General features: G+C 53.4%; 21 protein-coding genes. 13 read left to right on the top strand and 8 right to left on the bottom strand.

From position 1 onward, the window contains the following. Positions 1-44: 44 nt before the first annotated feature. From gluQRS to thpR, 4 genes are all read right to left on the bottom strand, one after another. On the bottom strand, positions 45-941 hold the full coding sequence (gluQRS, locus tag EAS44_RS19870; protein ID WP_001339550.1) for a tRNA glutamyl-Q(34) synthetase GluQRS: 897 nt from the start codon (positions 939-941) through the stop codon (positions 45-47). A gap of 66 nt (positions 942-1,007) precedes the next feature. After that, positions 1,008-1,463 (bottom strand): RNA polymerase-binding protein DksA, encoded by a 456-nt coding sequence (dksA, locus tag EAS44_RS19865; RefSeq protein ID WP_001155227.1) that lies wholly within the window; start codon positions 1,461-1,463, stop codon positions 1,008-1,010. 177 nt (positions 1,464-1,640) lie between these two features. After that, positions 1,641-2,345 (bottom strand): DNA/RNA nuclease SfsA, encoded by a 705-nt coding sequence (sfsA, locus tag EAS44_RS19860; RefSeq protein ID WP_000396047.1) that lies wholly within the window; start codon positions 2,343-2,345, stop codon positions 1,641-1,643. A 14-nt stretch (positions 2,346-2,359) separates the two neighbouring features. After that, a complete protein-coding gene (thpR, locus tag EAS44_RS19855) occupies positions 2,360-2,890 on the bottom strand; it encodes an RNA 2',3'-cyclic phosphodiesterase (protein WP_001294708.1) in 531 nt (176 codons plus the stop codon). A 73-nt stretch (positions 2,891-2,963) separates the two neighbouring features. Between thpR and hrpB the strand changes: the two genes are divergently transcribed. The 6 genes from hrpB to fhuB all read left to right on the top strand — a co-directional run bounded on the left by hrpB (position 2,964) and on the right by fhuB (position 14,201). Continuing rightward, positions 2,964-5,393, top strand: coding sequence for an ATP-dependent helicase HrpB (hrpB, locus tag EAS44_RS19850; protein WP_001362943.1), 2,430 nt, complete (start codon positions 2,964-2,966; stop codon positions 5,391-5,393). 93 nt (positions 5,394-5,486) lie between these two features. Beyond that, a complete protein-coding gene (gene mrcB, locus EAS44_RS19845; protein WP_000918171.1) occupies positions 5,487-8,021 on the top strand; it encodes a bifunctional glycosyl transferase/transpeptidase in 2,535 nt (844 codons plus the stop codon). Positions 8,022-8,240: 219 nt separating this feature from the next. Further along, positions 8,241-10,484 (top strand): ferrichrome porin FhuA, encoded by a 2,244-nt coding sequence (gene fhuA, locus EAS44_RS19840; protein ID WP_000035485.1) that lies wholly within the window; start codon positions 8,241-8,243, stop codon positions 10,482-10,484. Between the two features lie 50 nt (positions 10,485-10,534). Continuing rightward, positions 10,535-11,332, top strand: a complete 798-nt coding sequence (gene fhuC, locus EAS44_RS19835; protein WP_001158929.1) for a Fe3+-hydroxamate ABC transporter ATP-binding protein FhuC — start codon at positions 10,535-10,537, stop codon at positions 11,330-11,332. Continuing rightward, positions 11,332-12,222 carry a Fe(3+)-hydroxamate ABC transporter substrate-binding protein FhuD gene (fhuD, locus tag EAS44_RS19830; protein WP_001295787.1) on the top strand — a complete coding sequence of 297 codons (891 nt, stop codon included), beginning with the start codon at positions 11,332-11,334 and terminating at the stop codon, positions 12,220-12,222. The genes fhuC and fhuD overlap by 1 nt, the downstream gene beginning before the upstream one ends. After that, positions 12,219-14,201, top strand: coding sequence for a Fe(3+)-hydroxamate ABC transporter permease FhuB (fhuB, locus tag EAS44_RS19825; protein ID WP_000044111.1), 1,983 nt, complete (start codon positions 12,219-12,221; stop codon positions 14,199-14,201). The genes fhuD and fhuB overlap by 4 nt, the downstream gene beginning before the upstream one ends. Positions 14,202-14,235: 34 nt before the next feature. On the opposite strand, the gene hemL is transcribed toward fhuB, so the two are convergent. After that, the gene (gene hemL / locus EAS44_RS19820) at positions 14,236-15,516 is read right to left on the bottom strand and encodes a glutamate-1-semialdehyde 2,1-aminomutase (protein ID WP_000045295.1); all 1,281 of its coding nucleotides are present in this window, start codon (positions 15,514-15,516) and stop codon (positions 14,236-14,238) included. Positions 15,517-15,681: 165 nt separating this feature from the next. On the opposite strand from hemL, the gene yadX reads away from it, so the two are divergent. The 4 genes from yadX to erpA are packed head-to-tail and all read left to right on the top strand — an operon-like array spanning position 15,682 to position 17,588. Continuing rightward, positions 15,682-15,729 (top strand): protein YadX, encoded by a 48-nt coding sequence (gene yadX / locus EAS44_RS25415; protein WP_211180485.1) that lies wholly within the window; start codon positions 15,682-15,684, stop codon positions 15,727-15,729. An 11-nt stretch (positions 15,730-15,740) separates the two neighbouring features. After that, positions 15,741-17,162 (top strand): H(+)/Cl(-) exchange transporter ClcA, encoded by a 1,422-nt coding sequence (gene clcA, locus EAS44_RS19815; protein WP_000845407.1) that lies wholly within the window; start codon positions 15,741-15,743, stop codon positions 17,160-17,162. 23 nt (positions 17,163-17,185) lie between these two features. Continuing rightward, entirely contained in the window at positions 17,186-17,251 is a 66-nt protein-coding gene (yadW, locus tag EAS44_RS19810; RefSeq protein ID WP_120795373.1) for a small protein YadW, read from the top strand. Continuing rightward, positions 17,244-17,588, top strand: a complete 345-nt coding sequence (gene erpA, locus EAS44_RS19805; RefSeq protein ID WP_001295564.1) for an iron-sulfur cluster insertion protein ErpA — start codon at positions 17,244-17,246, stop codon at positions 17,586-17,588. The genes yadW and erpA overlap by 8 nt, the downstream gene beginning before the upstream one ends. 46 nt (positions 17,589-17,634) lie before the next feature. Here the strand turns inward: erpA and yadS are convergent, their stop codons facing one another. Genes yadS through mtnN form a run of 3 tightly spaced genes read right to left on the bottom strand, consistent with a single transcriptional unit; the run spans position 17,635 to position 19,787 of the window. After that, positions 17,635-18,258, bottom strand: a complete 624-nt coding sequence (gene yadS / locus EAS44_RS19800) for a TRIC cation channel family protein (protein ID WP_000964221.1) — start codon at positions 18,256-18,258, stop codon at positions 17,635-17,637. A gap of 37 nt (positions 18,259-18,295) precedes the next feature. Further along, complete coding sequence (gene btuF / locus EAS44_RS19795) at positions 18,296-19,096, bottom strand: vitamin B12 ABC transporter substrate-binding protein BtuF (RefSeq protein ID WP_001298427.1); 801 nt, start codon at positions 19,094-19,096, stop codon at positions 18,296-18,298. Continuing rightward, entirely contained in the window at positions 19,089-19,787 is a 699-nt protein-coding gene (gene mtnN / locus EAS44_RS19790; protein ID WP_000689844.1) for a 5'-methylthioadenosine/S-adenosylhomocysteine nucleosidase, read from the bottom strand. Before mtnN ends, btuF begins: the two co-directional genes overlap by 8 nt. 83 nt (positions 19,788-19,870) lie before the next feature. On the opposite strand from mtnN, the gene dgt reads away from it, so the two are divergent. From dgt to cdaR, 3 genes are all read left to right on the top strand, one after another. Beyond that, the gene (gene dgt / locus EAS44_RS19785; protein ID WP_000057086.1) at positions 19,871-21,388 is read left to right on the top strand and encodes a dGTPase; all 1,518 of its coding nucleotides are present in this window, start codon (positions 19,871-19,873) and stop codon (positions 21,386-21,388) included. A 129-nt stretch (positions 21,389-21,517) separates the two neighbouring features. After that, entirely contained in the window at positions 21,518-22,942 is a 1,425-nt protein-coding gene (gene degP, locus EAS44_RS19780; protein WP_000753936.1) for a serine endoprotease DegP, read from the top strand. A 177-nt stretch (positions 22,943-23,119) separates the two neighbouring features. Continuing rightward, the gene (gene cdaR / locus EAS44_RS19775; protein ID WP_000046052.1) at positions 23,120-24,250 is read left to right on the top strand and encodes a DNA-binding transcriptional regulator CdaR; all 1,131 of its coding nucleotides are present in this window, start codon (positions 23,120-23,122) and stop codon (positions 24,248-24,250) included. The last annotated feature ends 17 nt before the right edge of the window (positions 24,251-24,267 follow it).

Raw genomic sequence — 24,267 nt, 5'->3', positions numbered from 1 at the left:
TGTCAAACATCATTCAGGACAAAAAAATAGCGGCTAATCATAGCTCAGCATGACGCATTTGAGAATGTTGAATTTACAATTGCCGACTCAGGCACGGCGGTCAGCGTCCAGTTTTTGACGGCTGACTGAAGGATTTGCTCGACGCTGAAATCCTGCCAGTGTGTTTCTACCTGCTGACCCAGAAAATGAAGTGCCGCGATTAACACCGGGCGCGGATCGCCTTTCGGCAACGCAGGCGCATGATTCTGCTTGGAAAGTTTAGCGCCTTGTGGATTAAGCGCCAGCGGTAAATGGATGTAATCTGGCACTTTCCAGCCAAAAAGCTGGTACAGCGAGATTTGCCGCACCGTCGGTTCGATCAAATCTGCCCCGCGGACAATTTCGCTCACGCCCTGGAAGTGATCATCCACCACCACCGCCAGGTTATAGGCAAACAAACCATCACGGCGATGAATAATAAAATCTTCCCGTGCCAGTTTTTCGTCGGCGTGAATAATGCCTCGCAGCAGATCAGTAAACTGGGTGACCGGATGCTGCTGGCGGATACGTACTGCGGCGTTGTCTGGTCCATGATGCAAATCCCGGCAATGACCGTCGTAAATACCGCCAATGCTTTGAATACGCGCACGCGTGCAGGTGCAGTAATAACTTAGTCCTTGCTCATGTAACCAGGCGAGTGCTTCGCGATAGGCGTGGTGACGTTGCGATTGCCAGAGAACGTCGCCGTCCCAGTGCAGGCCGTAATGTTCCAGCTGGCGCAGGATAGTTTCTGCGGCACCGGGAACTTCACGAGGCGGGTCGATATCTTCAATGCGTACCAGCCAGCGACCTTGCCGGGCGCGAGCCTGCAAATAGCTGCCAAGCGCAGCAATCAGAGAACCAAAATGAAGCTCGCCGGAAGGAGAGGGGGCGAAGCGGCCAATATAGTGTGTGTCTGTCATCTCTTTGAACAAAAAATAAGGCGGGAGCATTTCCCGCCTGTGGTAAACGTGATGGAACGGCTGTAATTAGCCAGCCATCTGTTTTTCGCGAATTTCAGCCAGCGTTTTGCAGTCGATGCACAGATCGGCTGTCGGGCGCGCTTCCAGACGGCGAATACCAATTTCAACACCGCAGGATTCGCAGTAGCCGAAATCTTCGTCTTCCACTTTTTTCAGCGTCTTCTCGATCTTTTTGATCAGCTTACGCTCGCGATCGCGGTTACGCAGTTCGAGGCTGAACTCTTCTTCCTGGGCTGCACGGTCTACCGGGTCCGGGAAGTTGGCTGCTTCATCCTGCATATGTGTAACGGTGCGATCGACTTCATCCCTGAGTTGATTACGCCATGCTTCCAGAATACGACGGAAGTGCGCCAGCTGGGCTTCATTCATATACTCTTCGCCCGGCTTCTCCTGATATGGTTCCACCCCAGCGATGGCGAGAATACTCAGGGACGATGTTTTACGGTTTTGCCCTTCTTGCATGTTGCTTCTCCTTAACACGCACTATCGATCCCCATGTTCGGGGGAAAAATGAGGCCGCTATAAATAGCAGATGCTTTTCCGGATAGCAATTATCTAAACGTAACACTTGACAACTGTGTGAGGAAAAGCGTATTTGCGCACGCGACCAGAATGTAAATTAACCAGTTACTTACTCTACTACAATGTAACCGGTAGTGATTTTTTAAGAGCCATGCCTTCGGCAGAAAGTTCCGCTTTGTAAGCCAGAATTTCTACCCCCCTCTGTTGAGCTTCTGACAATAGTTGCGCGTATTTCTCATCGATGTGGCGCGCGGGTGAAAACCGTGTAATGGCTGAATGCAGCACGGCGAAAAAGATAACCGCACGCTGGCCTTCAGCCGCTACGCTCATCAACTCCCGAAGGTGTTTCTGACCTCGTTCAGTGACCGCATCGGGAAAATATCCCTGTTCGTTCTCCGCTAACGTAACCGATTTCACTTCAATATAGCAGTCTGGACGCGAATCCGCCTGCAACATAAAGTCAATACGGCTGCGTTCGGCGCCGTATTTTACTTCGCTTTTCAGCGAGCTATAGCCTGCCAGCTCTGAAATTGATTCATTAAGGATAGCCTCTTTCGTCAACCTGTTAGCCCAAAGCGTATTGACGCAAATAATTGCGCCGCTCTGGCTTTGAGTTAATTCCCAGGTGTGTGGGTATTTCCGTTTGGTGTTGTCTGAAGTCGAATACCAGACGGTATCGCCAGGCGTTGCACAACCGGTCATCGCACCCGTATTCGGGCAGTGTAGCGTTAATTCGCGACCATCGGGTGTGATCACATCGGCTAAAAAACGTTTGTAACGCTGAATTAGCGTCGCGCGCTGTAGAGGGGGAGAAAATTCCATTGCGACAATCCTTGTTATTGCGTTAGCGCCCAGCGTTTTAGCGGCGTGTAGCGTGTGCGTCCACGGGCAAACGAGGAGGCGTAAAGGGTGAACTCCGTCACCGTATACGACCAGTTAAAACCTGGCGGCGGGATTGTCACCGCCTCGCTGGCGTCGCGCAATAAGGTAATATGTGGATGAAACGGACGATTGCTTTGAAAACAACCGCTGCGGGCAGCCTGTGAACGGAGCATATTCGCCAGCTGGATTAAGCCGCGTGGCGGCTGTCGCATCCCTAACCACACCACACGCGAACGCAGCCATTGACCGGCGTCATCAAGCGTGAGTGTGAAACCAGGTTGACGAATCCGTCCGGCTAAAAGAGAAAGCGCCTTCTCTTTCTCTGCGCTCACTTCGCCTAAAAATGCCAGAGTCAGATGCAAATTATCGGCGGCGACCGGACGTCCCGCCTCAGGTGGGAAGTGTGTGGCGCGCCAGCGGATAATCTGTTCGCGGATTTCTGCAGGTAAGTCGATAGCAAAGAACAGCCGTTGCGGTTCAGACATGTGAGGCACTCGGTTATGAATTACCGCGATGCTACAATGTGGCGCGAAGAATGTTAACCCTCTGGAGCGTTTTGTGTCGTCGTTGCCCGTTGCTGCCGTCTTACCTGAGTTACTTGCTGCCCTCGATGGTGCATCGCAGGTGTTATTAAGTGCGCCGACCGGGGCCGGGAAATCAACCTGGCTGCCGCTGCAACTGCTGGCGCATCCCGGCATTAACGGGAAAATTATCCTGCTGGAGCCGCGTCGTCTGGCGGCGCGTAACGTTGCGCAACGACTGGCGGAGCTGCTTAACGAAAAGCCAGGCGATACCGTTGGCTACCGGATGCGTGCGCAAAACTGCGTCGGGCCGAATACCCGCCTGGAAGTGGTTACCGAAGGCGTGCTGACGCGGATGATCCAGCGTGACCCGGAACTGAGCGGTGTTGGATTGGTGATCCTTGATGAATTTCATGAGCGCAGCTTGCAGGCGGATTTGGCGTTGGCGCTGTTACTCGATGTGCAACAAGGTCTGCGTGATGACCTTAAACTGCTGATTATGTCGGCTACGCTGGACAACGACCGCTTGCAGCAAATGCTGCCAGAAGCGCCCGTCGTCATCTCAGAAGGGCGCTCGTTTCCGGTTGAACGCCGTTATTTGCCGCTGCCCGCTCATCAGCGTTTTGACGAAGCCGTCGCGGTTGCCACCGCCGAAATGCTGCGTCAGGAAAGTGGATCATTACTGTTATTTTTACCTGGCGTCGGAGAAATTCAGCGTGTGCAGGAACAACTGGCTTCACGCATCGGCAGTGATGTGTTGCTCTGCCCGCTGTATGGCGCGTTGTCGCTGAACGATCAGCGAAAAGCGATCCTCCCGGCACCGCAAGGGATGCGTAAAGTGGTGCTGGCGACCAATATTGCTGAAACCAGTTTAACCATCGAAGGTATTCGTCTGGTGGTGGATTGTGCCCAGGAGCGTGTGGCGCGTTTTGATCCGCGTACAGGGCTTACGCGGCTGGTTACTCAACGCGTTAGTCAGGCGTCGATGACGCAACGTGCCGGGCGTGCCGGGCGTCTGGAGCCGGGTATCTGCCTGCATTTAATCGCCAAAGAACAAGCAGAACGCGCTGCCGCACAAAGTGAACCGGAGATCTTACAAAGCGATCTTTCCGGTTTGCTGATGGAATTACTGCAATGGGGATGCAGCGATCCGGCGCAGATGAGCTGGCTGGATCAACCGCCAACGGTGAATCTACTGGCCGCGAAACGCCTGTTACGGATGCTGGGGGCGCTGGACGGTGAACGGCTTAGTGCGCAAGGGCAAAAAATGGCAACGCTGGGTAACGATCCGCGTTTAGCGGCAATGCTGGTTAGCGCGAAGAACGACGACGAAGCTGCTACCGCGGCAAAAATTGCCGCCATTCTCGAAGAGCCGCCACGGATGGGCAATAGTGACCTGGGCGTGGCGTTTTCGCGCAATCAACCCGCCTGGCAGCAACGTAGTCAGCAACTGTTAAAACGCTTAAACGTACGCGGCGGTGAGGCAGACAGTTCGCTTATCGCGCCGCTACTTGCCAGAGCGTATGCCGATCGCATTGCTCGTCGCCGTGGGCAAGATGAACGCTATCAACTGGCGAACGGCATGGGGGCGATGCTCGATGCCGACGATGCGCTAAGCCGCCACGAATGGTTGATCGCACCGTTATTATTGCAGGGCAGCGCCTCACCGGATGCACGGATTTTACTGGCGCTGCCGGTCGATATTGATGAGTTAGTACAACGCTGCCCGCAGCTGGTACAGCAGTCTGACACTGTGGAGTGGGATGACGCGCAAGGTACGCTGAAAGCCTGGCGTCGGCTGCAAATTGGTCAGTTGATGGTTAAAGTGCAACCGCTGGCGAAACCCTCGGAAGACGAGTTGCATCAGGCGATGCTTAACGGCATTCGTGATAAAGGTTTAAGCGTGCTCAACTGGACGGCGGAAGCGGAACAGCTACGCTTGCGTTTGTTATGCGCCGCAAAGTGGTTGCCGGAATATGACTGGCCAGCGGTTGATGATGAAAGTTTGTTGGCGACGCTGGAAACGTGGCTACTGCCGCATATGACAGGCGTGCATTCGCTACGCGGCCTGAAATCACTCGATATTTATCAGGCACTGCGTGGATTACTTGATTGGGTAATGCAGCAACGTCTGGATAGTGAATTGCCTGCGCATTACACTGTGCCGACGGGAAGCCGGATCGCCATTCGTTACCATGAAGATAACCCGCCCGCGCTGGCGGTGAGAATGCAGGAGATGTTTGGTGAGGCCACTAATCCGACTATCGCCCAGGGGCGCGTACCGTTGGTGCTGGAGTTGCTTTCCCCTGCCCAAAGGCCGCTGCAAATCACGCGTGATTTGAGCGCCTTCTGGAAAGGAGCGTACCGTGAGGTGCAAAAAGAGATGAAAGGGCGTTATCCCAAACATGTCTGGCCGGACGACCCGGCAAACACCGCACCGACGCGACGAACGAAAAAGTATTCGTGAAGACCAAAGCAAATTTGAGAGATATCTTCTTCTGTCTTGCAACAGAAGAACAGAAAATCGGGCTTTTGCGCCTGAATATTGCGGAGAAAAAGCATGGCCGGGAATGACCGCGAGCCAATTGGACGCAAAGGGAAACCGACGCGTCCGGTCAAACAAAAGGTAAGCCGTCGTCGTTACGAAGATGACGATGATTACGACGATTATGATGACTATGAGGATGAAGAACCGATGCCGCGCAAAGGTAAGGGCAAAGGCAAAGGGCGTAAGCCTCGTGGCAAACGCGGCTGGCTATGGCTGCTGCTAAAACTGGCTATCGTTTTTGCCGTGCTGATCGCCATTTACGGCGTTTATCTCGATCAAAAAATTCGTAGCCGTATTGATGGCAAGGTCTGGCAATTGCCCGCGGCAGTTTATGGTCGAATGGTCAACCTTGAGCCAGACATGACCATCAGCAAGAACGAGATGGTGAAGCTGCTGGAGGCGACCCAGTATCGCCAGGTGTCGAAAATGACCCGTCCTGGCGAGTTTACCGTACAGGCCAACAGCATTGAGATGATCCGCCGTCCGTTTGATTTCCCGGACAGCAAAGAAGGGCAGGTGCGCGCGCGTCTGACCTTTGATGGCGATCATCTGGCGACGATCGTCAATATGGAGAACAACCGTCAGTTCGGTTTCTTCCGTCTTGATCCGCGCCTGATCACCATGATTTCTTCGCCAAACGGTGAGCAGCGTCTGTTTGTGCCGCGCAGTGGTTTCCCGGATTTGCTGGTGGATACTTTGCTGGCGACAGAAGACCGTCATTTCTACGAGCATGATGGGATCAGTCTCTACTCAATCGGACGTGCGGTGCTGGCAAACCTGACTGCCGGACGCACGGTGCAGGGGGCGAGTACGCTGACGCAACAGTTGGTTAAAAACCTGTTCCTCTCCAGCGAGCGTTCTTACTGGCGTAAAGCGAACGAAGCCTACATGGCGCTGATCATGGACGCGCGTTACAGCAAAGACCGTATTCTTGAGCTGTATATGAACGAGGTGTATCTCGGTCAGAGCGGCGACAACGAAATCCGCGGCTTCCCGCTGGCGAGCTTGTATTACTTTGGTCGCCCGGTAGAAGAATTGAGCCTCGATCAGCAGGCGCTGTTGGTGGGTATGGTGAAAGGGGCGTCCATCTACAACCCGTGGCGTAACCCGAAACTGGCGCTGGAGCGACGTAACCTGGTACTACGTTTGCTGCAACAGCAACAAATTATTGATCAAGAACTCTACGACATGCTGAGTGCGCGTCCGCTGGGTGTTCAGCCGCGCGGTGGGGTGATCTCTCCTCAGCCAGCCTTTATGCAGCTGGTGCGTCAGGAGCTGCAGGCGAAATTAGGCGATAAGGTAAAAGATCTCTCCGGCGTGAAGATCTTCACTACCTTTGACTCGGTGGCCCAGGACGCGGCAGAAAAAGCCGCCGTGGAAGGCATTCCGGCACTGAAGAAACAGCGTAAGTTGAGCGATCTTGAAACCGCGATTGTGGTTGTTGACCGCTTTAGCGGTGAAGTTCGTGCGATGGTCGGTGGTTCTGAGCCGCAGTTTGCGGGCTACAACCGTGCGATGCAGGCGCGTCGTTCGATTGGTTCCCTTGCAAAACCAGCGACTTATCTAACGGCCTTAAGCCAGCCGAAAATCTATCGTTTGAATACGTGGATTGCCGATGCGCCAATCGCGCTGCGTCAGCCGAATGGCCAGGTCTGGTCACCGCAGAACGATGATCGTCGTTATAGCGAAAGTGGCAGGGTGATGCTGGTAGATGCGTTGACCCGTTCGATGAACGTGCCGACGGTGAATCTGGGCATGGCGTTGGGGCTACCTGCGGTTACGGAGACCTGGATTAAACTGGGTGTGCCGAAAGATCAACTGAATCCAGTTCCAGCAATGTTGTTGGGGGCGTTGAACTTAACGCCAATCGAAGTGGCGCAGGCCTTCCAGACTATCGCCAGCGGTGGTAATCGTGCTCCGCTTTCCGCGCTACGTTCAGTCATCGCAGAAGACGGCAAGGTGTTGTATCAGAGCTTCCCGCAGGCGGAACGCGCTGTTCCGGCGCAGGCGGCGTATCTGACACTATGGACCATGCAGCAGGTTGTACAACGCGGTACGGGTCGTCAGCTTGGGGCGAAATACCCGAACCTGCATCTGGCAGGGAAAACAGGGACTACCAACAATAACGTAGATACCTGGTTTGCGGGCATTGATGGGAGCACGGTGACCATCACCTGGGTCGGCCGTGATAACAACCAGCCGACCAAACTGTATGGTGCCAGCGGGGCAATGTCGATTTATCAGCGTTATCTGGCTAACCAGACGCCAACACCGCTGAATCTTGTTCCGCCGGAAGATATTGCAGATATGGGCGTGGACTACGACGGCAACTTTGTTTGCAGCGGTGGTATGCGTGTCTTGCCGGTCTGGACCAGCGATCCGCAATCGCTGTGCCAGCAGAGTGAGATGCAGCAGCAACCGTCAGGCAATCCGTTTGATCAGTCTTCTCAGCCGCAGCAACAGCCGCAACAGCAACCTGCTCAGCAAGAGCAGAAAGACAGCGACGGTGTAGCCGGTTGGATTAAAGATATGTTTGGGAGTAATTAACGTCTAAGCGTGATATACCGGATGGCGAGCTGCCATCCGGTAAAATAACATCCCCTCCAAAGTATTAACCCTTTCTTTTCATCTGATTGTTTATTGACCCTTCAGGAATGCGCAGATTGCGTACCGCTTGCGAACCCGCCAGCGTTTCGAATATTATCTCATCTTTATAATAATCATTCTCGTTTACGTTATCATTCACTTTACACCAGAGAAATACCAATGGCACCTTCCAAAACTGCTCAGCCAAAACACTCACTGCGTAAAATCGCAGTTGTAGTAGCCACAGCGGTTAGCGGCATGTCTGTTTATGCACAGGCAGCGGTTGAACCGAAAGAAGACACTATCACCGTTACCGCTGCACCTGCGCCGCAAGAAAGCGCATGGGGGCCGGCTGCAACTATTGCGGCGCGACAGTCAGCTACCGGCACTAAAACCGATACGCCGATTCAAAAAGTACCTCAATCTATTTCTGTCGTCACCGCTGAAGAGATGGCGCTGCATCAGCCTAAGTCGGTGAAAGAAGCGCTTAGCTATACGCCGGGTGTCTCTGTTGGTACGCGTGGCGCATCCAACACCTATGACCACCTGATCATTCGCGGTTTTGCGGCAGAAGGCCAAAGCCAGAATAACTATCTGAATGGCCTGAAGTTGCAGGGCAACTTCTATAACGATGCGGTCATCGACCCGTATATGCTGGAACGTGCTGAAATTATGCGTGGCCCGGTTTCCGTGCTTTACGGTAAAAGCAGTCCTGGCGGTCTGTTGAATATGGTCAGCAAGCGTCCGACCACCGAACCGCTGAAAGAAGTTCAGTTTAAAGCCGGTACTGACAGCCTGTTCCAGACCGGTTTTGACTTCAGCGATGCGCTGGATGATGACGGCGTTTATTCTTATCGCCTGACCGGTCTTGCGCGTTCTGCCAATGCCCAGCAGAAAGGGTCAGAAGAGCAGCGTTATGCTATTGCACCGGCGTTCACCTGGCGTCCGGATGATAAAACCAATTTCACCTTCCTTTCTTACTTCCAGAACGAGCCGGAAACTGGTTATTACGGCTGGTTGCCGAAAGAGGGAACCGTTGAGCCGCTGCCGAACGGTAAGCGTCTGCCGACAGACTTTAACGAAGGGGCGAAGAACAACACCTATTCTCGTAACGAGAAGATGGTCGGCTACAGCTTCGATCACGAATTTAACGATACCTTTACTGTGCGTCAGAACCTGCGCTTTGCTGAAAACAAAACCTCGCAAAACAGCGTTTATGGTTACGGCGTCTGCTCCGATCCGGCGAATGCTTACAGCAAACAGTGTGCGGCATTAGCGCCAGCGGATAAAGGCCATTATCTGGCACGTAAATACGTCGTTGATGATGAGAAGCTGCAAAACTTCTCCGTTGATACCCAGTTGCAGAGCAAGTTTGCCACTGGCGATATCGACCACACTCTGCTGACCGGTGTCGACTTTATGCGTATGCGTAATGACATCAACGCCTGGTTTGGTTACGACGACTCTGTGCCACTGCTCGATCTGTACAATCCGGTGAATACCGATTTTGACTTCAATGCGAAAGACCCGGATAACTCCGGGCCGTACCGCATTCTGAATAAGCAGAAGCAAACGGGCGTTTATGTTCAGGATCAGGCGCAGTGGGATAAAGTGCTGGTCACCCTGGGCGGTCGTTACGACTGGGCAGATCAAGAATCTCTTAACCGCGTAGCGGGAACGACCGATAAACGTGATGACAAACAGTTTACCTGGCGTGGTGGTGTTAACTACCTGTTTGATAATGGTGTAACACCATACTTCAGCTATAGCGAATCGTTTGAACCTTCTTCGCAAGTTGGGAAGGATGGTAATATTTTCGCACCGTCTAAAGGTAAGCAGTATGAAGTCGGCGTGAAATATGTACCGGAAGATCGTCCGATTGTAGTTACTGGTGCCGTGTATAATCTTACTAAAACCAACAACCTGATGGCGGACCCTGAGGGTTCCTTCTTCTCGGTTGAAGGTGGCGAGATCCGCGCTCGTGGCGTAGAAATCGAAGCGAAAGCGGCGCTGTCGGCGAGTGTTAACGTAGTCGGTTCTTATACTTACACCGATGCGGAATACACTACCGATACTACCTACAAAGGCAATACGCCTGCACAGGTGCCAAAACACATGGCTTCGCTGTGGGCTGACTATACCTTCTTTGACGGTCCGCTTTCAGGTCTGACGCTGGGCACCGGTGGTCGTTATACTGGCTCCAGCTATGGTGATCCGGCTAACTCCTTTAAAGTGGGAAGTTATACGGTCGTGGATGCGTTAGTGCGTTATGATCTGGCGCGAGTCGGCATGGCGGGCTCCAACGTGGCGCTGCATGTCAACAACCTGTTTGATCGTGAATACGTCGCCAGCTGCTTTAACACTTATGGTTGCTTCTGGGGCGCAGAACGTCAGGTCGTTGCAACCGCAACCTTCCGTTTCTAATTTCTCTTTTGGGGCACGGATTTCCGTGCCCGTTTCACAAGTTGGCTGTTATGCAGGAATACACGAATCATTCCGATACCACTTTTGCACTGCGTAATATCTCCTTTCGTGTGCCCGGGCGCACGCTTTTGCATCCGTTGTCGTTAACCTTTCCTGCCGGGAAAGTGACTGGTCTGATTGGTCACAACGGTTCTGGTAAATCCACTCTGCTCAAAATGCTTGGTCGTCACCAGCCACCGTCGGAAGGGGAGATTCTTCTTGATGCCCAACCGCTGGAAAGCTGGAGCAGCAAAGCGTTTGCCCGCAAAGTGGCTTATTTACCGCAGCAGCTTCCTCCGGCAGAAGGGATGACCGTGCGTGAACTGGTGGCGATTGGTCGTTACCCGTGGCATGGCGCACTAGGGCGCTTTGGTGCTGCAGATCGCGAAAAGGTCGAGGAAGCTATCTCGCTGGTTGGCTTAAAACCGCTGGCGCATCGGCTGGTCGATAGCCTCTCTGGCGGCGAACGTCAACGGGCGTGGATCGCCATGCTGGTGGCGCAGGATAGCCGCTGTCTGTTGCTCGACGAACCGACCTCGGCGCTGGATATCGCCCACCAGGTTGATGTACTGGCGCTGGTGCATCGTTTAAGTCAGGAGCGAGGCCTGACGGTCATTGCCGTGCTGCACGATATAAATATGGCGGCGCGCTACTGTGATTATCTGGTCGCCCTGCGCGGCGGTGAAATGATTGCTCAGGGAACGCCTGCGGAAATTATGCGCGGCGAAACCCTCGAAATGATTTATGGCATCCCGATGGGTATTCTGCCGCATCCGGCGGGTGCTGCACCTGTGAGTTTTGTTTATTGATGAGCGGCTTACCTCTTATTTCGCGCCGCCGACTGTTAACGGCGATGGCGCTTTCTCCGTTGTTATGGCAGATGAATACCGCCCACGCGGCAGTTATTGATCCCAATCGTATTGTGGCACTGGAGTGGTTGCCGGTGGAGTTACTGCTGGCGCTCGGCATCGTGCCTTACGGCGTGGCGGACACCATCAACTATCGCCTGTGGGTCAGCGAACCGCCATTGCCGGACTCAGTGATTGACGTTGGTTTGCGTACAGAACCCAACCTTGAACTGCTGACCGAAATGAAACCGTCGTTTATGGTCTGGTCTGCAGGATATGGCCCTTCACCAGAAATGCTGGCACGTATTGCGCCGGGGCGCGGATTTAACTTCAGCGACGGCAAACAGCCACTGGCGATGGCGCGTAAATCACTGACGGAAATGGCAGATTTACTTAACCTGCAAAGCGCAGCGGAAACGCATTTAGCGCACTATGAAGACTTTATCCGCAGCATGAAACCCCGCTTTGTGAAGCGTGGTGCACGCCCGTTATTGCTGACGACGCTTATCGATCCGCGCCATATGTTGGTCTTCGGTCCAAACAGCTTGTTCCAGGAAATTCTCGATGAGTACGGCATCCCAAATGCCTGGCAAGGGGAAACCAACTTCTGGGGCAGTACCGCCGTCAGTATCGATCGTCTGGCAGCGTATAAAGACGTTGATGTGCTCTGTTTTGATCACGACAACAGCAAAGACATGGATGCGCTAATGGCAACCCCGCTGTGGCAGGCCATGCCGTTTGTCCGCGCCGGACGCTTTCAGCGCGTACCTGCAGTCTGGTTCTATGGTGCGACGCTTTCTGCAATGCACTTTGTGCGTATTCTGGATAACGCCATCGGAGGTAAAGCGTGAGTAAACGAATTGCGCTTTTTCCGGTGTTATTGCTGGCGCTGCTGGTGGTTGCTGCTGCGGCGTTGACCTGGATGAACTTCTCGCAGGCGCTGCCGCGCAGCCAGTGGGCGCAGGCCGCCTGGTCGCCGGATATTGACGTCATCGAGCAGATGATTTTTCACTACAGCTTGTTGCCGCGTCTGGCGATTTCGCTGCTGGTGGGCGCGGGCCTGGGGCTGGTGGGCGTGCTGTTTCAGCAAGTGCTGCGTAACCCGCTGGCGGAACCGACGACATTGGGTGTTGCAACAGGCGCGCAACTGGGGATTACCGTCACCACGCTCTGGGCAATCCCCGGCGCGATGGCGAGCCAGTTTGCTGCGCTGGCAGGGGCTTGTGTTGTTGGCTTAATCGTCTTTGGCGTCGCGTGGGGGAAACGGCTTTCGCCGGTAACGCTGATCCTCGCGGGGCTGGTAGTGAGCCTTTATTGCGGCGCAATCAATCAGTTACTGGTTATCTTCCATCATGACCAACTGCAAAGCATGTTCCTGTGGAGCACCGGAACGCTGACGCAAACCGACTGGGGCGGCGTTGAGCGTTTATGGCCGCAGCTGCTGGGCGGCGTGATGCTGACGTTATTGCTACTTCGCCCGTTAACTCTGATGGGGCTTGATGATGGCGTGGCGCGCAATCTCGGGCTGGCCTTGTCGCTCGCTCGTCTGGCGGCGTTGTCGCTGGCGATTGTCATCAGTGCGCTGCTGGTGAACGCGGTGGGGATTATCGGCTTTATCGGTTTGTTCGCGCCACTGCTGGCGAAAATGCTGGGGGCGCGGCGTTTGTTGCCACGGTTGATGCTGGCATCGCTGATTGGTGCGTTAATTCTGTGGCTTTCTGATCAAATCATCCTCTGGCTGACTCGCGTGTGGATGGAAGTGTCCACCGGTTCGGTCACTGCGTTGATCGGTGCGCCGCTGCTACTGTGGTTGCTGCCGCGTTTACGCAGCATTAGCGCGCCGGATATGAAGGTGAACGATCGTGTCGCGACTGAACGCCAACACGTGCTGGCGTTTGCCCTCGCGGGCGGCGTGCTGCTGTTGATGGCTGTGGTGGTGGCGCTGTCGTTTGGTCGTGATGCGCACGGCTGGACGTGGGCGAGCGGGGCGTTGCTCGAGGATTTGATGCCCTGGCGCTGGCCGCGAATTATGGCTGCGCTGTTTGCGGGCGTCATGCTGGCGGTGGCGGGCTGTATTATTCAGCGGCTGACCGGAAACCCGATGGCAAGCCCGGAAGTGCTGGGGATTAGCTCCGGCGCGGCGTTTGGCGTGGTGTTAATGCTGTTTCTGGTGCCGGGTAATGCCTTTGGCTGGCTGTTACCCGCAGGCAGTCTCGGGGCGGCGGTGACGCTGTTGATCATTATGATCGCCGCCGGACGTGGTGGATTTTCCCCACACCGCATGTTACTGGCGGGGATGGCGTTAAGTACCGCGTTCACCATGCTTTTGATGATGTTGCAGGCAAGTGGTGACCCGCGAATGGCGCAAGTTCTGACCTGGATTTCCGGTTCGACCTACAACGCGACCGATGCGCAGGTCTGGCGTACCGGAATTGTGATGGTGATTTTGCTGGCGATTACCCCGCTGTGCCGCCGCTGGCTGACCATTTTACCGCTGGGTGGTGATACCGCACGAGCCGTGGGGATGGCGCTGACGCCGACGCGAATTGCGCTGCTGCTGTTAGCGGCTTGCCTGACGGCGACCGCGACAATGACCATTGGACCGTTGAGTTTTGTTGGTTTAATGGCACCGCATATTGCGCGGATGATGGGCTTTCGACGGACGATGCCACACATCGTAATTTCGGCGCTGGTGGGTGGTTTACTGCTGGTGTTCGCTGACTGGTGTGGGCGGATGGTGCTGTTTCCATTCCAGATCCCCGCGGGGCTGCTGTCGACCTTTATCGGCGCGCCATATTTTATCTATTTGTTGAGAAAGCAGAGCCGTTAATTGAATGCCTCGCCCGGTGGGCGAGGCAAAATCATCACAACTTCGCAAACACCCGACGTGCAGCATCGATGGTGTTATTGATATCTTCCATGCTGTGCGCCACAGACATAAAACCCGCTTCAAACGCTGACGGTGCCAGATAAACACCTTCGTCCAGCATCATATGGAAGAAACGCTTAAAACGTTCCACGTCACAGGCCATCACATCCTGATAGCACGTCACGGACTCGGCGTCGGTAAAGAAAATACCGAACATGCCGCCAACGTGGTTTACCACCAGCGGAATTCCGGCTTCTTCTGCCGCTTCCCGCAGACCTTCTGCCAGACGTGTTGTCAGCTCATCCAGCGTCTCGTGAACGCCCGGCTGTGCGACTTCATTCAGACAGGCGAAACCAGCAGCCATCGCAATCGGGTTACCGGAAAGCGTACCCGCCTGATAGACCGGACCGGTCGGGGCCAGCGCATCCATTACATCACGACGACCACCGAATGCGCCTACCGGCATTCCACCGCCGATGATTTTGCCGAGGCAGGTGAGATCCGGTTCCACACCGTAATAATCCTGTGCGCCAGCTAGCGCTACGCGGAAACCGGTCATCACTTCATCGATGATCAGCAACGCGCCAAATTCGTCGCACAGCGCGCGCAGACCTGGCAGGAACTCTGGCAGCGGTGGAACGCAGTTCATATTGCCTGCCACCGGCTCGACGATAATACAGGCAATCTCTTGCGGGTATTGCTCAAACGCGGCGCGTACAGAGGCCAGATCGTTATAAGTACAGGTTAAGGTATGTTTGGCGAAATCTGCCGGAACGCCCGGCGAATTTGGCTGGCCTAACGTGAGTGCGCCAGAACCGGCTTTCACCAGCAGGCAGTCAGCGTGACCGTGGTAACAACCTTCAAATTTAATAATTTTGTCGCGACCGGTAAAACCACGGGCCAGGCGGATGGCGCTCATCGTCGCTTCAGTGCCGGAGTTCACCATGCGCACCATATCCATGGTCGGGACCAGTTCGGTCACCAGTTGCGCCATTTTCACTTCCATTTCGGTTGGTGCACCAAAGCTTAAACCACGCTCGGCGGCTTCAATCACGGCATTGCGGATCGCCGGATGGTTATGGCCCAGCACCATCGGCCCCCAGGAACCGACATAATCGATATAGGCTTTGCCATCAACATCGTACAGATAAGCGCCGTCCGCTTTTTCGATAAACAGTGGAGTGCCGCCCACGCCAGTAAAGGCGCGAACAGGGGAGTTCACACCGCCAGGGATCAGCTCGCGCGCTGCGCTGTAAAGATTTTCAGACTTACTCATGGAGGGTTCCTGATTCGTAGAAAAAGTGAATGGCTGCTATTCTATGTTATTCATAACAAGTTAAATACTCGTCAAACATCAGGCTGCTTGTACTGGTGCAATCCTGATTTCTTAGAGTATAAAAGTTTTGTGCATTTGAAACATTACGCTTTGCAAAGGATTTTCATGGAACGTGCGAGTAAAATGCCGTCATCTTATTTGTATGACCAATAAGTGATCATTGGATGAAAACTGATACTCCCTCTTTAGAAACACCGCAGGCCGCGCGCCTGCGACGCAGACAACTGATTCGCCAACTTCTTGAGCGCGATAAAACCCCGTTAGCCATTTTGTTTATGGCGGCAGTCGTCGGCACGCTTGTCGGGCTGGCTGCGGTTGCTTTTGACAAAGGTGTCGCCTGGTTGCAGAACCAACGTATGGGGGCACTGGTACATACTGCTGATAATTATCCGCTTCTGTTAACCGTCGCTTTTCTCTGTTCGGCGGTGCTGGCGATGTTCGGCTACTTTTTGGTGCGCAAATACGCGCCGGAAGCAGGTGGTTCGGGGATCCCGGAAATTGAAGGGGCGCTGGAAGATCAACGTCCCGTTCGCTGGTGGCGTGTGTTGCCGGTGAAATTCTTTGGCGGGCTGGGAACACTCGGCGGAGGCATGGTGTTGGGGCGCGAAGGGCCAACCGTGCAGATAGGCGGCAATATCGGGCGGATGGTACTCGATGTTTTCCGCCTGAAAGGTGACGAAGCTCGTCATACGCTGTTGGCAACCGGTGCTGCTGCGGGGCTGGCTGCGGCCTTTAACGCGCCGCTGGCGGGTATTTTGTTTATTATCGAAGAGATGCGTCCGCAGTTTCGCTATACGTTAATTTCGATTAAAGCGGTATTTATTGGCGTCATTATGTCGACCATTATGTACCGGATTTTTAATCATGAAGTTGCGTTGATTGACGTCGGTAAACTTTCTGATGCGCCGCTTAATACGCTGTGGCTTTATCTGATCCTCGGTATTATTTTTGGCATTTTCGGCCCTATTTTTAATAAATGGGTGCTGGGGATGCAGGATTTGCTGCACCGTGTGCACGGTGGCAATATTACCAAATGGGTACTGATGGGCGGTGCGATTGGCGGTCTGTGTGGATTGCTGGGGTTTGTGGCACCAGCAACTTCGGGCGGCGGTTTTAACCTGATTCCTATCGCTACCGCGGGGAATTTCAGCATGGGAATGCTGGTGTTTATCTTCGTCGCGCGGGTCATTACCACTTTACTCTGCTTCTCTTCCGGCGCGCCGGGCGGTATTTTTGCCCCGATGCTGGCGCTGGGTACTGTGCTGGGAACCGCTTTCGGAATGGTTGCCGTTGAGTTGTTTCCGCAATATCACCTTGAGGCGGGGACGTTTGCTATTGCCGGAATGGGGGCGTTACTGGCGGCATCTATTCGCGCGCCGTTAACGGGGATCATTCTGGTTCTGGAAATGACCGATAACTACCAGCTCATTTTGCCAATGATTATTACCGGTCTTGGCGCAACACTATTAGCACAATTTACCGGTGGGAAACCGCTATACTCGGCGATTCTTGCGCGCACGCTGGCAAAACAGGAAGCTGAGCAACTGGCGCGAAGCAAGGCCGCATCAGCCCGCGAGAATACTTGAACGAAATACCAGGGTATTAGATAATGGCGATTATTATTGGGTTAGAATTTGCCCAATTGCCGATGTCGTTTGGAGCAAAATATGAGTGATGACGTAGCACTGCCGCTGGAGTTTACCGACGCAGCAGCCAACAAAGTTAAAAGCCTGATCGCTGACGAAGATAACCCGAATCTGAAATTACGCGTGTATATCACCGGTGGCGGTTGCAGCGGCTTCCAGTATGGTTTCACCTTTGATGATCAGGTGAACGAAGGCGATATGACCATCGAAAAACAGGGCGTTGGCCTGGTGGTTGATCCGATGAGCCTGCAATATCTGGTCGGCGGTTCCGTTGACTATACCGAAGGTCTGGAAGGTTCTCGTTTCATCGTGACCAACCCGAACGCGAAAAGTACCTGCGGTTGCGGTTCTTCCTTTAGTATCTAATCTGCTGTTCATGTGCCGGATAAACTATCCGGCACATCTCCTCTCTTCAACGACCATTCTCATCCAGCGCAAACGTCGGTAGCTTAAGATGCCAACGAATAGCCGCCAGCCGAATCAATAGCGTCACGACCATGCCCATCATACTGGCTGTTTCCAGTGGTACGGAAAATGTGTAATAAGCCGTAGCGTGGACAATACCGCCGATAATACAGGCAGTTGCGTAGATTTCTGTACGTAAAATCATGGGGATTTCGCGGGCCAGTACATCACGAATGATCCCGCCGCCAACGCCAGTAATGACGCCCATACAAACCGCGATTAACGGACCGGCTTCCGCATTAAAGGCTTTATTCACGCCAATGCCGACAAACACCGCCAGACCAACGGCGTCCAGCACCGGCAACATCCATTTTGGTAAGCGTCTTGGCTGGCGCACCAGCACGATGGTCAGCATGCTGGTGACCATTGCAACGACCAGATCGGTGGGATCTTTCACCCAAAATACCGGGCCGTGATCCAGCGCCATGTCGCGAATTGTTCCGCCGCCTACTGCGGTAACCACGCCCAATACCAGAACACCAAAAGGGTCCATACGCAATTTTCCGGCTAACAAAACGCCAGAGATAGCAAATACCGCTGTGCCGACTATATCCAGCCAATAGACGAGCATTGTTCAATCCCCACTGAGCACCTGAAAAGGTCAGGCACTAATCTACCTGTGAAAGCGCATTACAGAGCTGTTGTGCAGCGAGGATAATACGTGGGCTTGCACGTTCAAACCAGTCACTCGTGAGAGGAATAACGGGAATTTTGAGCTGTTCACCCCAGTATTGTTTGATTTTAGGAATTTGGTCCGGTCCGCCTGTAATGACAATCGCCTGTGGCGAGCGTGCTAACACCTGTTCGCGGCTAACTTGCGGCCAGGGAACCCGGCTGTCTTTAAAGATGTTTTCTCCGCCACAAACTTCGAGTACCTGGTTCTGAATCGACTCTTTTCCACTGGTAAATGGCGGATTAATGCCGAATTGCAGAAAAACACGTTTTTTAGGTTTATCAGCATATTGCGCTTTCAATTGCGCGTACTGATCCAGCAGGGATTGCGCGGCTTGTTCGGCCTTATCCGGTTGCGGACTCCAGGGGGCCAGTTGACGTAACGCATTGGCAATTTGTTCAATGCTTGTCGCATCGACCCACATCACTTTTATTCCCAGCGAAGCCAGCTGGTCAACCTGCCGCTCGGCATTACCTCCACGCCAGGCAATCACCAGATCGGGTTTCAGCGCGACAATGCGTTCCAGATTCATCCCCTGCCAGGTGGAAACCTGCCCAATCTTTTGCGCTTGTGGAGGATAGTCGGAATAGCTGCTGACCCCAACCGGCGTGATCCCGGCGGCAAAGGCAAGTTCAGTGTTGGCGGGAGAAAGCGTGATGACGCGCGGCGCGGCATTGAGCCACAGCGGCGCGAGAAAAGACAGGGCGACCAGCGCCCTGAACAGTGACTTAGCCATGTGCCAGTTTCTGCACCAGTGACTCAACCATCAGGCTGGACTGTTTAGCGGCAACAGCCAGGAACTCATCGAAGCTAAGATGAGACTGTTGATCGGCCACGTCGGAGATGGCGCGTACTACGACAAACGGGACGTTGAAATTGTGGCAGACATGGGCGATTGCCGTCGCTTCCATCTCTACAGCAATGGCCTGTGGGAAGTTGTGGCGGATTTTCGCCAGACCAACAGAACCGTTGATGAAAGCGTCGCCGCTAACAATCAGGCCACGTACAGCGTTAAGATTCAGTTCGGCAATGCAGGCCTCAGCGGCAGCGATCAGTTTATCGTCAGCTTTGAAGCCTGCCGGGCAGCCTGGTAACTGACCGTATTCATAACCAAATGCCGTGACATCCGCGTCGTGATAACGCGCTTCGTCCGAGACAACGATATCGCCCACTTTCAGCGTTGGTGCCAGGCCACCGGCAGAACCGGTGTTAATAATCACATCTGGCTTGCAGTGTTCCAACAGCAAAGTGGCACCCAGCGCCGCAGCGACTTTACCGATGCCCGATTTCAGAAGCGCAACCTCGGTTCCATTCAGTTGGCCGGTATAGATTTCGCAACCGCCCAGACTGATAGTTTGACGGTTTTCGATTTTGTCACGCAGCAGCGTAACTTCTTCTTCCATTGCACCAATGATGCCGATTTTCATAGATTTACTCGCGATAAGCCCGATTTGAAGGCATAGTTTACCATGCGCTTACGGGGAAGCGTATTTCTCACGCGGGAGAGGACATGGCACAGATTGATTTCCGAAAAAAAATAAACTGGCATCGTCGTTACCGTTCACCGCAGGGCGTTAAAACCGAACATGAGATTCTGCGGATCTTCGAGAGCGATCGCGGGCGTATCATCAACTCTCCGGCAATTCGTCGTCTGCAACAAAAGACCCAGGTTTTTCCACTGGAGCGCAATGCCGCCGTGCGCACGCGTCTTACCCACTCGATGGAAGTCCAGCAGGTGGGGCGCTACATCGCTAAAGAAATTTTAAGCCGTTTGAAAGAGCTTAAATTACTGGAGGCGTATGGTCTCGATGAACTGACCGGGCCCTTTGAAAGCATTGTTGAGATGTCATGCCTGATGCACGATATCGGCAATCCGCCGTTTGGTCATTTTGGCGAAGCGGCGATAAATGACTGGTTTCGCCAGCGTTTGTACCCGGAAGATGCCGAAAGCCAGCCTCTGACTGACGATCGCTGCAGCGTGGCGGCACTACGTTTACGGGACGGGGAAGAACCGCTTAACGCGCTGCGGCGCAAGATTCGTCAGGACTTATGTCATTTTGAAGGTAACGCACAGGGTATTCGTTTGGTGCATACATTGATGCGGATGAATCTCACCTGGGCACAGGTTGGCGGTATTTTAAAATATACCCGTCCGGCGTGGTGGCGTGGCGAAACGCCTGAGACACATCACTATTTAATGAAAAAGCCGGGCTATTATCTTTCCGAAGAAGCCTATATTGCCCGGTTGCGTAAAGAACTTAATTTGGCGCTTTACAGTCGTTTTCCGTTAACGTGGATTATGGAAGCTGCCGACGACATCTCCTATTGTGTGGCAGACCTTGAAGATGCGGTAGAGAAAAGGATATTTACCGTTGAGCAGCTTTATCATCATTTGCACGAGGCGTGGGGCCAGCATGAGAAAGGTTCGCTCTTTTCGCTGGTGGTTGAAAATGCCTGGGAAAAATCACGCTCAAATAGTTTAAGCCGCAGTACGGAAGATCAGTTTTTTATGTATTTACGGGTAAACACCCTAAATAAACTGGTACCCTATGCGGCACAACGATTTATTGATAATCTGCCTGCGATTTTCGCCGGAACGTTTAATCATGCATTATTGGAAGATGCCAGCGAATGCAGCGATCTTCTTAAGCTATATAAAAATGTCGCTGTAAAACATGTGTTTAGCCATCCAGATGTCGAGCAGCTTGAATTGCAGGGCTATCGGGTCATTAGCGGATTATTAGAGATTTATCGTCCTTTATTAAACCTGCCGTTATCAGACTTTACTGAACTGGTAGAAAAAGAACGGGTGAAACGTTTCCCTATTGAAACGCGCTTATTCCACAAACTCTCGACGCGCCATCGGCTGGCCTATGTCGAGGCTGTCAGTAAATTACCGTCAGATTCTCCTGAGTTTCCGCTATGGGAATATTATTACCGTTGCCGCCTGCTGCAGGATTATATCAGCGGTATGACCGACCTCTATGCGTGGGATGAATACCGACGTCTGATGGCCGTAGAACAATAACCAGGCTTTTGTAAAGACGAACAATAAATTTTTACCTTTTGCAGAAACTTTAGTTCGGAACTTCGCGCTATAAAACGAATCTGAAGAACACAGCAATTTTGCGTTATCTGTTAATCGAGACTGAAATACATGAAAAAAACCACATTAGCACTGAGTGCACTGGCTCTGAGTTTAGGTTTGGCGTTATCTCCGCTCTCTGCAACGGCGGCTGAGACTTCTTCAGCAACGACAGCCCAGCAGATGCCAAGCCTTGCACCGATGCTCGAAAAGGTGATGCCTTCAGTGGTCAGCATTAACGTAGAAGGTAGCACAACCGTTAATACGCCGCGTATGCCGCGTAATTTCCAGCAGTTCTTCGGTGATGATTCTCCGTTCTGCCAGGAGGGTTCTCCGTTCCAGAGCTCTCCGTTCTGCCAGGGGGGCCTGGGCGGTAATGGCGGCGGCCAGCAACAGAAATTCATGGCGCTGGGTTCCGGCGTTATCATTGATGCCGATAAAGGCTATGTCGTCACCAACAACCACGTTGTTGATAACGCGACGGTGATTAAAGTCCAACTGAGCGATGGTCGTAAGTTCGACGCGAAGATGGTTGGCAAAGATCCGCGCTCTGATATCGCGCTGATCCAGATCCAGAACCCGAAAAACCTGACCGCAATTAAGATGGCGGATTCTGATGCGCTGCGCGTGGGTGATTACACCGTAGCAATTGGTAACCCGTTCGGCCTGGGCGAGACAGTAACTTCCGGGATTGTCTCTGCGCTGGGACGTAGCGGCCTGAACGCTGAAAACTACGAAAACTTCATCCAGACTGATGCAGCGATCAACCGGGGTAACTCAGGTGGTGCGTTGGTTAACCTGAACGGCGAACTGATTGGTATCAACACCGCGATTCTCGCACCGGACGGCGGAAACATCGGTATCGGTTTTGCTATCCCGAGCAACATGGTGAAAAACCTGACCTCGCAGATGGTGGAATACGGCCAGGTGAAACGTGGTGAGTTGGGTATTATGGGCACTGAGCTGAACTCCGATCTGGCGAAAGCGATGAAAGTTGACGCCCAGCGCGGTGCTTTCGTAAGCCAGGTTCTGCCGAATTCTTCCGCCGCGAAAGCGGGCATTAAAGCGGGTGATGTGATCACCTCACTGAACGGTAAGCCAATCAGCAGCTTTGCCGCACTGCGTGCTCAGGTGGGCACTATGCCGGTAGGTAGCAAACTGACCCTAGGCTTACTGCGCGACGGGAAGCAGGTTAACGTGAACCTGGAACTTCAGCAGAGCAGCCAGAATCAGGTTGATTCCAGCACCATCTTCAACGGCATTGAAGGCGCTGAGATGAGTAACAAAGGCAAAGATCAGGGCGTGGTGGTGAACAACGTGAAAACGGGCACTCCGGCTGCGCAGATCGGCCTGAAGAAAGGTGATGTGATTATTGGCGCGAACCAGCAGGCAGTGAAAAACATCGCTGAACTGCGTAAAGTTCTCGACAGCAAACCGTCTGTGCTGGCACTGAACATTCAGCGCGGCGACAGCACCATCTACCTGTTAATGCAGTAATCTCCCTCAACCCCTTCCTGAAAACGGGAAGGGGTTCTCCTTACAATCTGTGAACTTCACCACAACTCCATACATCTTCATCATCCTTTGGGCATTTGCACAATGCCGTACGTTACGTACTTCCTTATGCTAAGCCGTGCATAATGGAGGACTTATGGCTGGCATCTTGATACCAAAATGGCGCAGGATATCGTGGCACGTACCATGCGCATCATCGATACCAATATCAACGTAATGGATGCCCGCGGGCGAATTATCGGCAGCGGCGATCGTGAGCGTATTGGTGAATTGCACGAAGGAGCATTGCTGGTACTTTCACAAGGACGAGTCGTCGATATCGATGACGCGGTGGCACGTCATCTGCACGGTGTGCGGCAGGGGATTAATCTACCGTTACGGCTGGAAGGTGAAATTGTCGGCGTAATTGGCCTGACAGGTGAACCAGAGAATCTGCGTAAATATGGCGAACTGGTCTGCATGACGGCTGAAATGATGCTGGAACAGTCGCGGTTGATGCACCTGTTGGCGCAGGATAGCCGTTTGCGGGAAGAACTGGTGATGAACCTCATTCAGGCTGAGGAGAATACTCCCGCACTTACTGAATGGGCGCAACGGCTGGGGATCGATCTCAATCAACCGCGAGTGGTGGCTATTGTTGAGGTCGACAGCGGTCAGCTTGGCGTGGACAGCGCAATGGCGGAGTTACAGCAACTGCAAAATGCGCTGACTACGCCCGAGCGTAATAATCTGGTGGCGATTGTCTCGCTAACCGAAATGGTGGTGTTGAAACCGGCGTTGAACTCTTTTGGGCGCTGGGACGCAGAAGATCATCGTAAGCGAGTTGAACAACTGATTACCCGCATGAAAGAGTATGGCCAGCTGCGTTTTCGCGTTTCGCTGGGCAACTATTTTACCGGTCCTGGCAGTATTGCCCGATCCTATCGTACGGCGAAAACGACGATGGTGGTGGGTAAACAGCGGATGCCAGAAAGTCGCTGCTATTTTTATCAGGATCTGATGTTACCTGTGTTACTCGACAGTTTGCGTGGCGACTGGCAGGCCAACGAACTGGCGCGACCGCTGGCGCGGCTGAAAGCGATGGACAATAACGGCTTGCTGCGGCGAACTCTGGCGGCGTGGTTTCGCCACAATGTGCAACCGCTGGCAACGTCAAAGGCGTTGTTTATTCATCGTAATACTCTGGAATATCGGCTTAATCGTATATCGGAACTGACCGGGCTTGATTTGGGCAATTTTGATGACAGGTTGCTGCTGTATGTGGCGTTACAACTGGATGAAGAGCGGTAGGTCGATTACAAAATTAC

The organism is Escherichia coli DSM 30083 = JCM 1649 = ATCC 11775, assembly GCF_003697165.2.
Taxonomy (GTDB): domain Bacteria; phylum Pseudomonadota; class Gammaproteobacteria; order Enterobacterales; family Enterobacteriaceae; genus Escherichia; species Escherichia coli.
This window is presented reverse-complemented; position numbering and strand designations above follow the sequence as displayed.

Coding starts and splice junctions, on each gene's coding strand:
- gluQRS (WP_001339550.1), bottom strand. CDS start 941: ATGACAGACACACACTATATTGGCCGCTTCGCCCCCTCTCCTTCCGGC.
- dksA (WP_001155227.1), bottom strand. CDS start 1,463: ATGCAAGAAGGGCAAAACCGTAAAACATCGTCCCTGAGTATTCTCGCC.
- sfsA (WP_000396047.1), bottom strand. CDS start 2,345: ATGGAATTTTCTCCCCCTCTACAGCGCGCGACGCTAATTCAGCGTTAC.
- thpR (WP_001294708.1), bottom strand. CDS start 2,890: ATGTCTGAACCGCAACGGCTGTTCTTTGCTATCGACTTACCTGCAGAA.
- mrcB (WP_000918171.1), top strand. CDS start 5,487: ATGGCCGGGAATGACCGCGAGCCAATTGGACGCAAAGGGAAACCGACG.
- fhuA (WP_000035485.1), top strand. CDS start 8,241: ATGGCACCTTCCAAAACTGCTCAGCCAAAACACTCACTGCGTAAAATC.
- fhuC (WP_001158929.1), top strand. CDS start 10,535: ATGCAGGAATACACGAATCATTCCGATACCACTTTTGCACTGCGTAAT.
- fhuD (WP_001295787.1), top strand. CDS start 11,332: ATGAGCGGCTTACCTCTTATTTCGCGCCGCCGACTGTTAACGGCGATG.
- hemL (WP_000045295.1), bottom strand. CDS start 15,516: ATGAGTAAGTCTGAAAATCTTTACAGCGCAGCGCGCGAGCTGATCCCT.
- clcA (WP_000845407.1), top strand. CDS start 15,741: ATGAAAACTGATACTCCCTCTTTAGAAACACCGCAGGCCGCGCGCCTG.
- erpA (WP_001295564.1), top strand. CDS start 17,244: ATGAGTGATGACGTAGCACTGCCGCTGGAGTTTACCGACGCAGCAGCC.
- yadS (WP_000964221.1), bottom strand. CDS start 18,258: ATGCTCGTCTATTGGCTGGATATAGTCGGCACAGCGGTATTTGCTATC.
- btuF (WP_001298427.1), bottom strand. CDS start 19,096: ATGGCTAAGTCACTGTTCAGGGCGCTGGTCGCCCTGTCTTTTCTCGCG.
- mtnN (WP_000689844.1), bottom strand. CDS start 19,787: ATGAAAATCGGCATCATTGGTGCAATGGAAGAAGAAGTTACGCTGCTG.
- dgt (WP_000057086.1), top strand. CDS start 19,871: ATGGCACAGATTGATTTCCGAAAAAAAATAAACTGGCATCGTCGTTAC.
- degP (WP_000753936.1), top strand. CDS start 21,518: ATGAAAAAAACCACATTAGCACTGAGTGCACTGGCTCTGAGTTTAGGT.
- cdaR (WP_000046052.1), top strand. CDS start 23,120: ATGGCGCAGGATATCGTGGCACGTACCATGCGCATCATCGATACCAAT.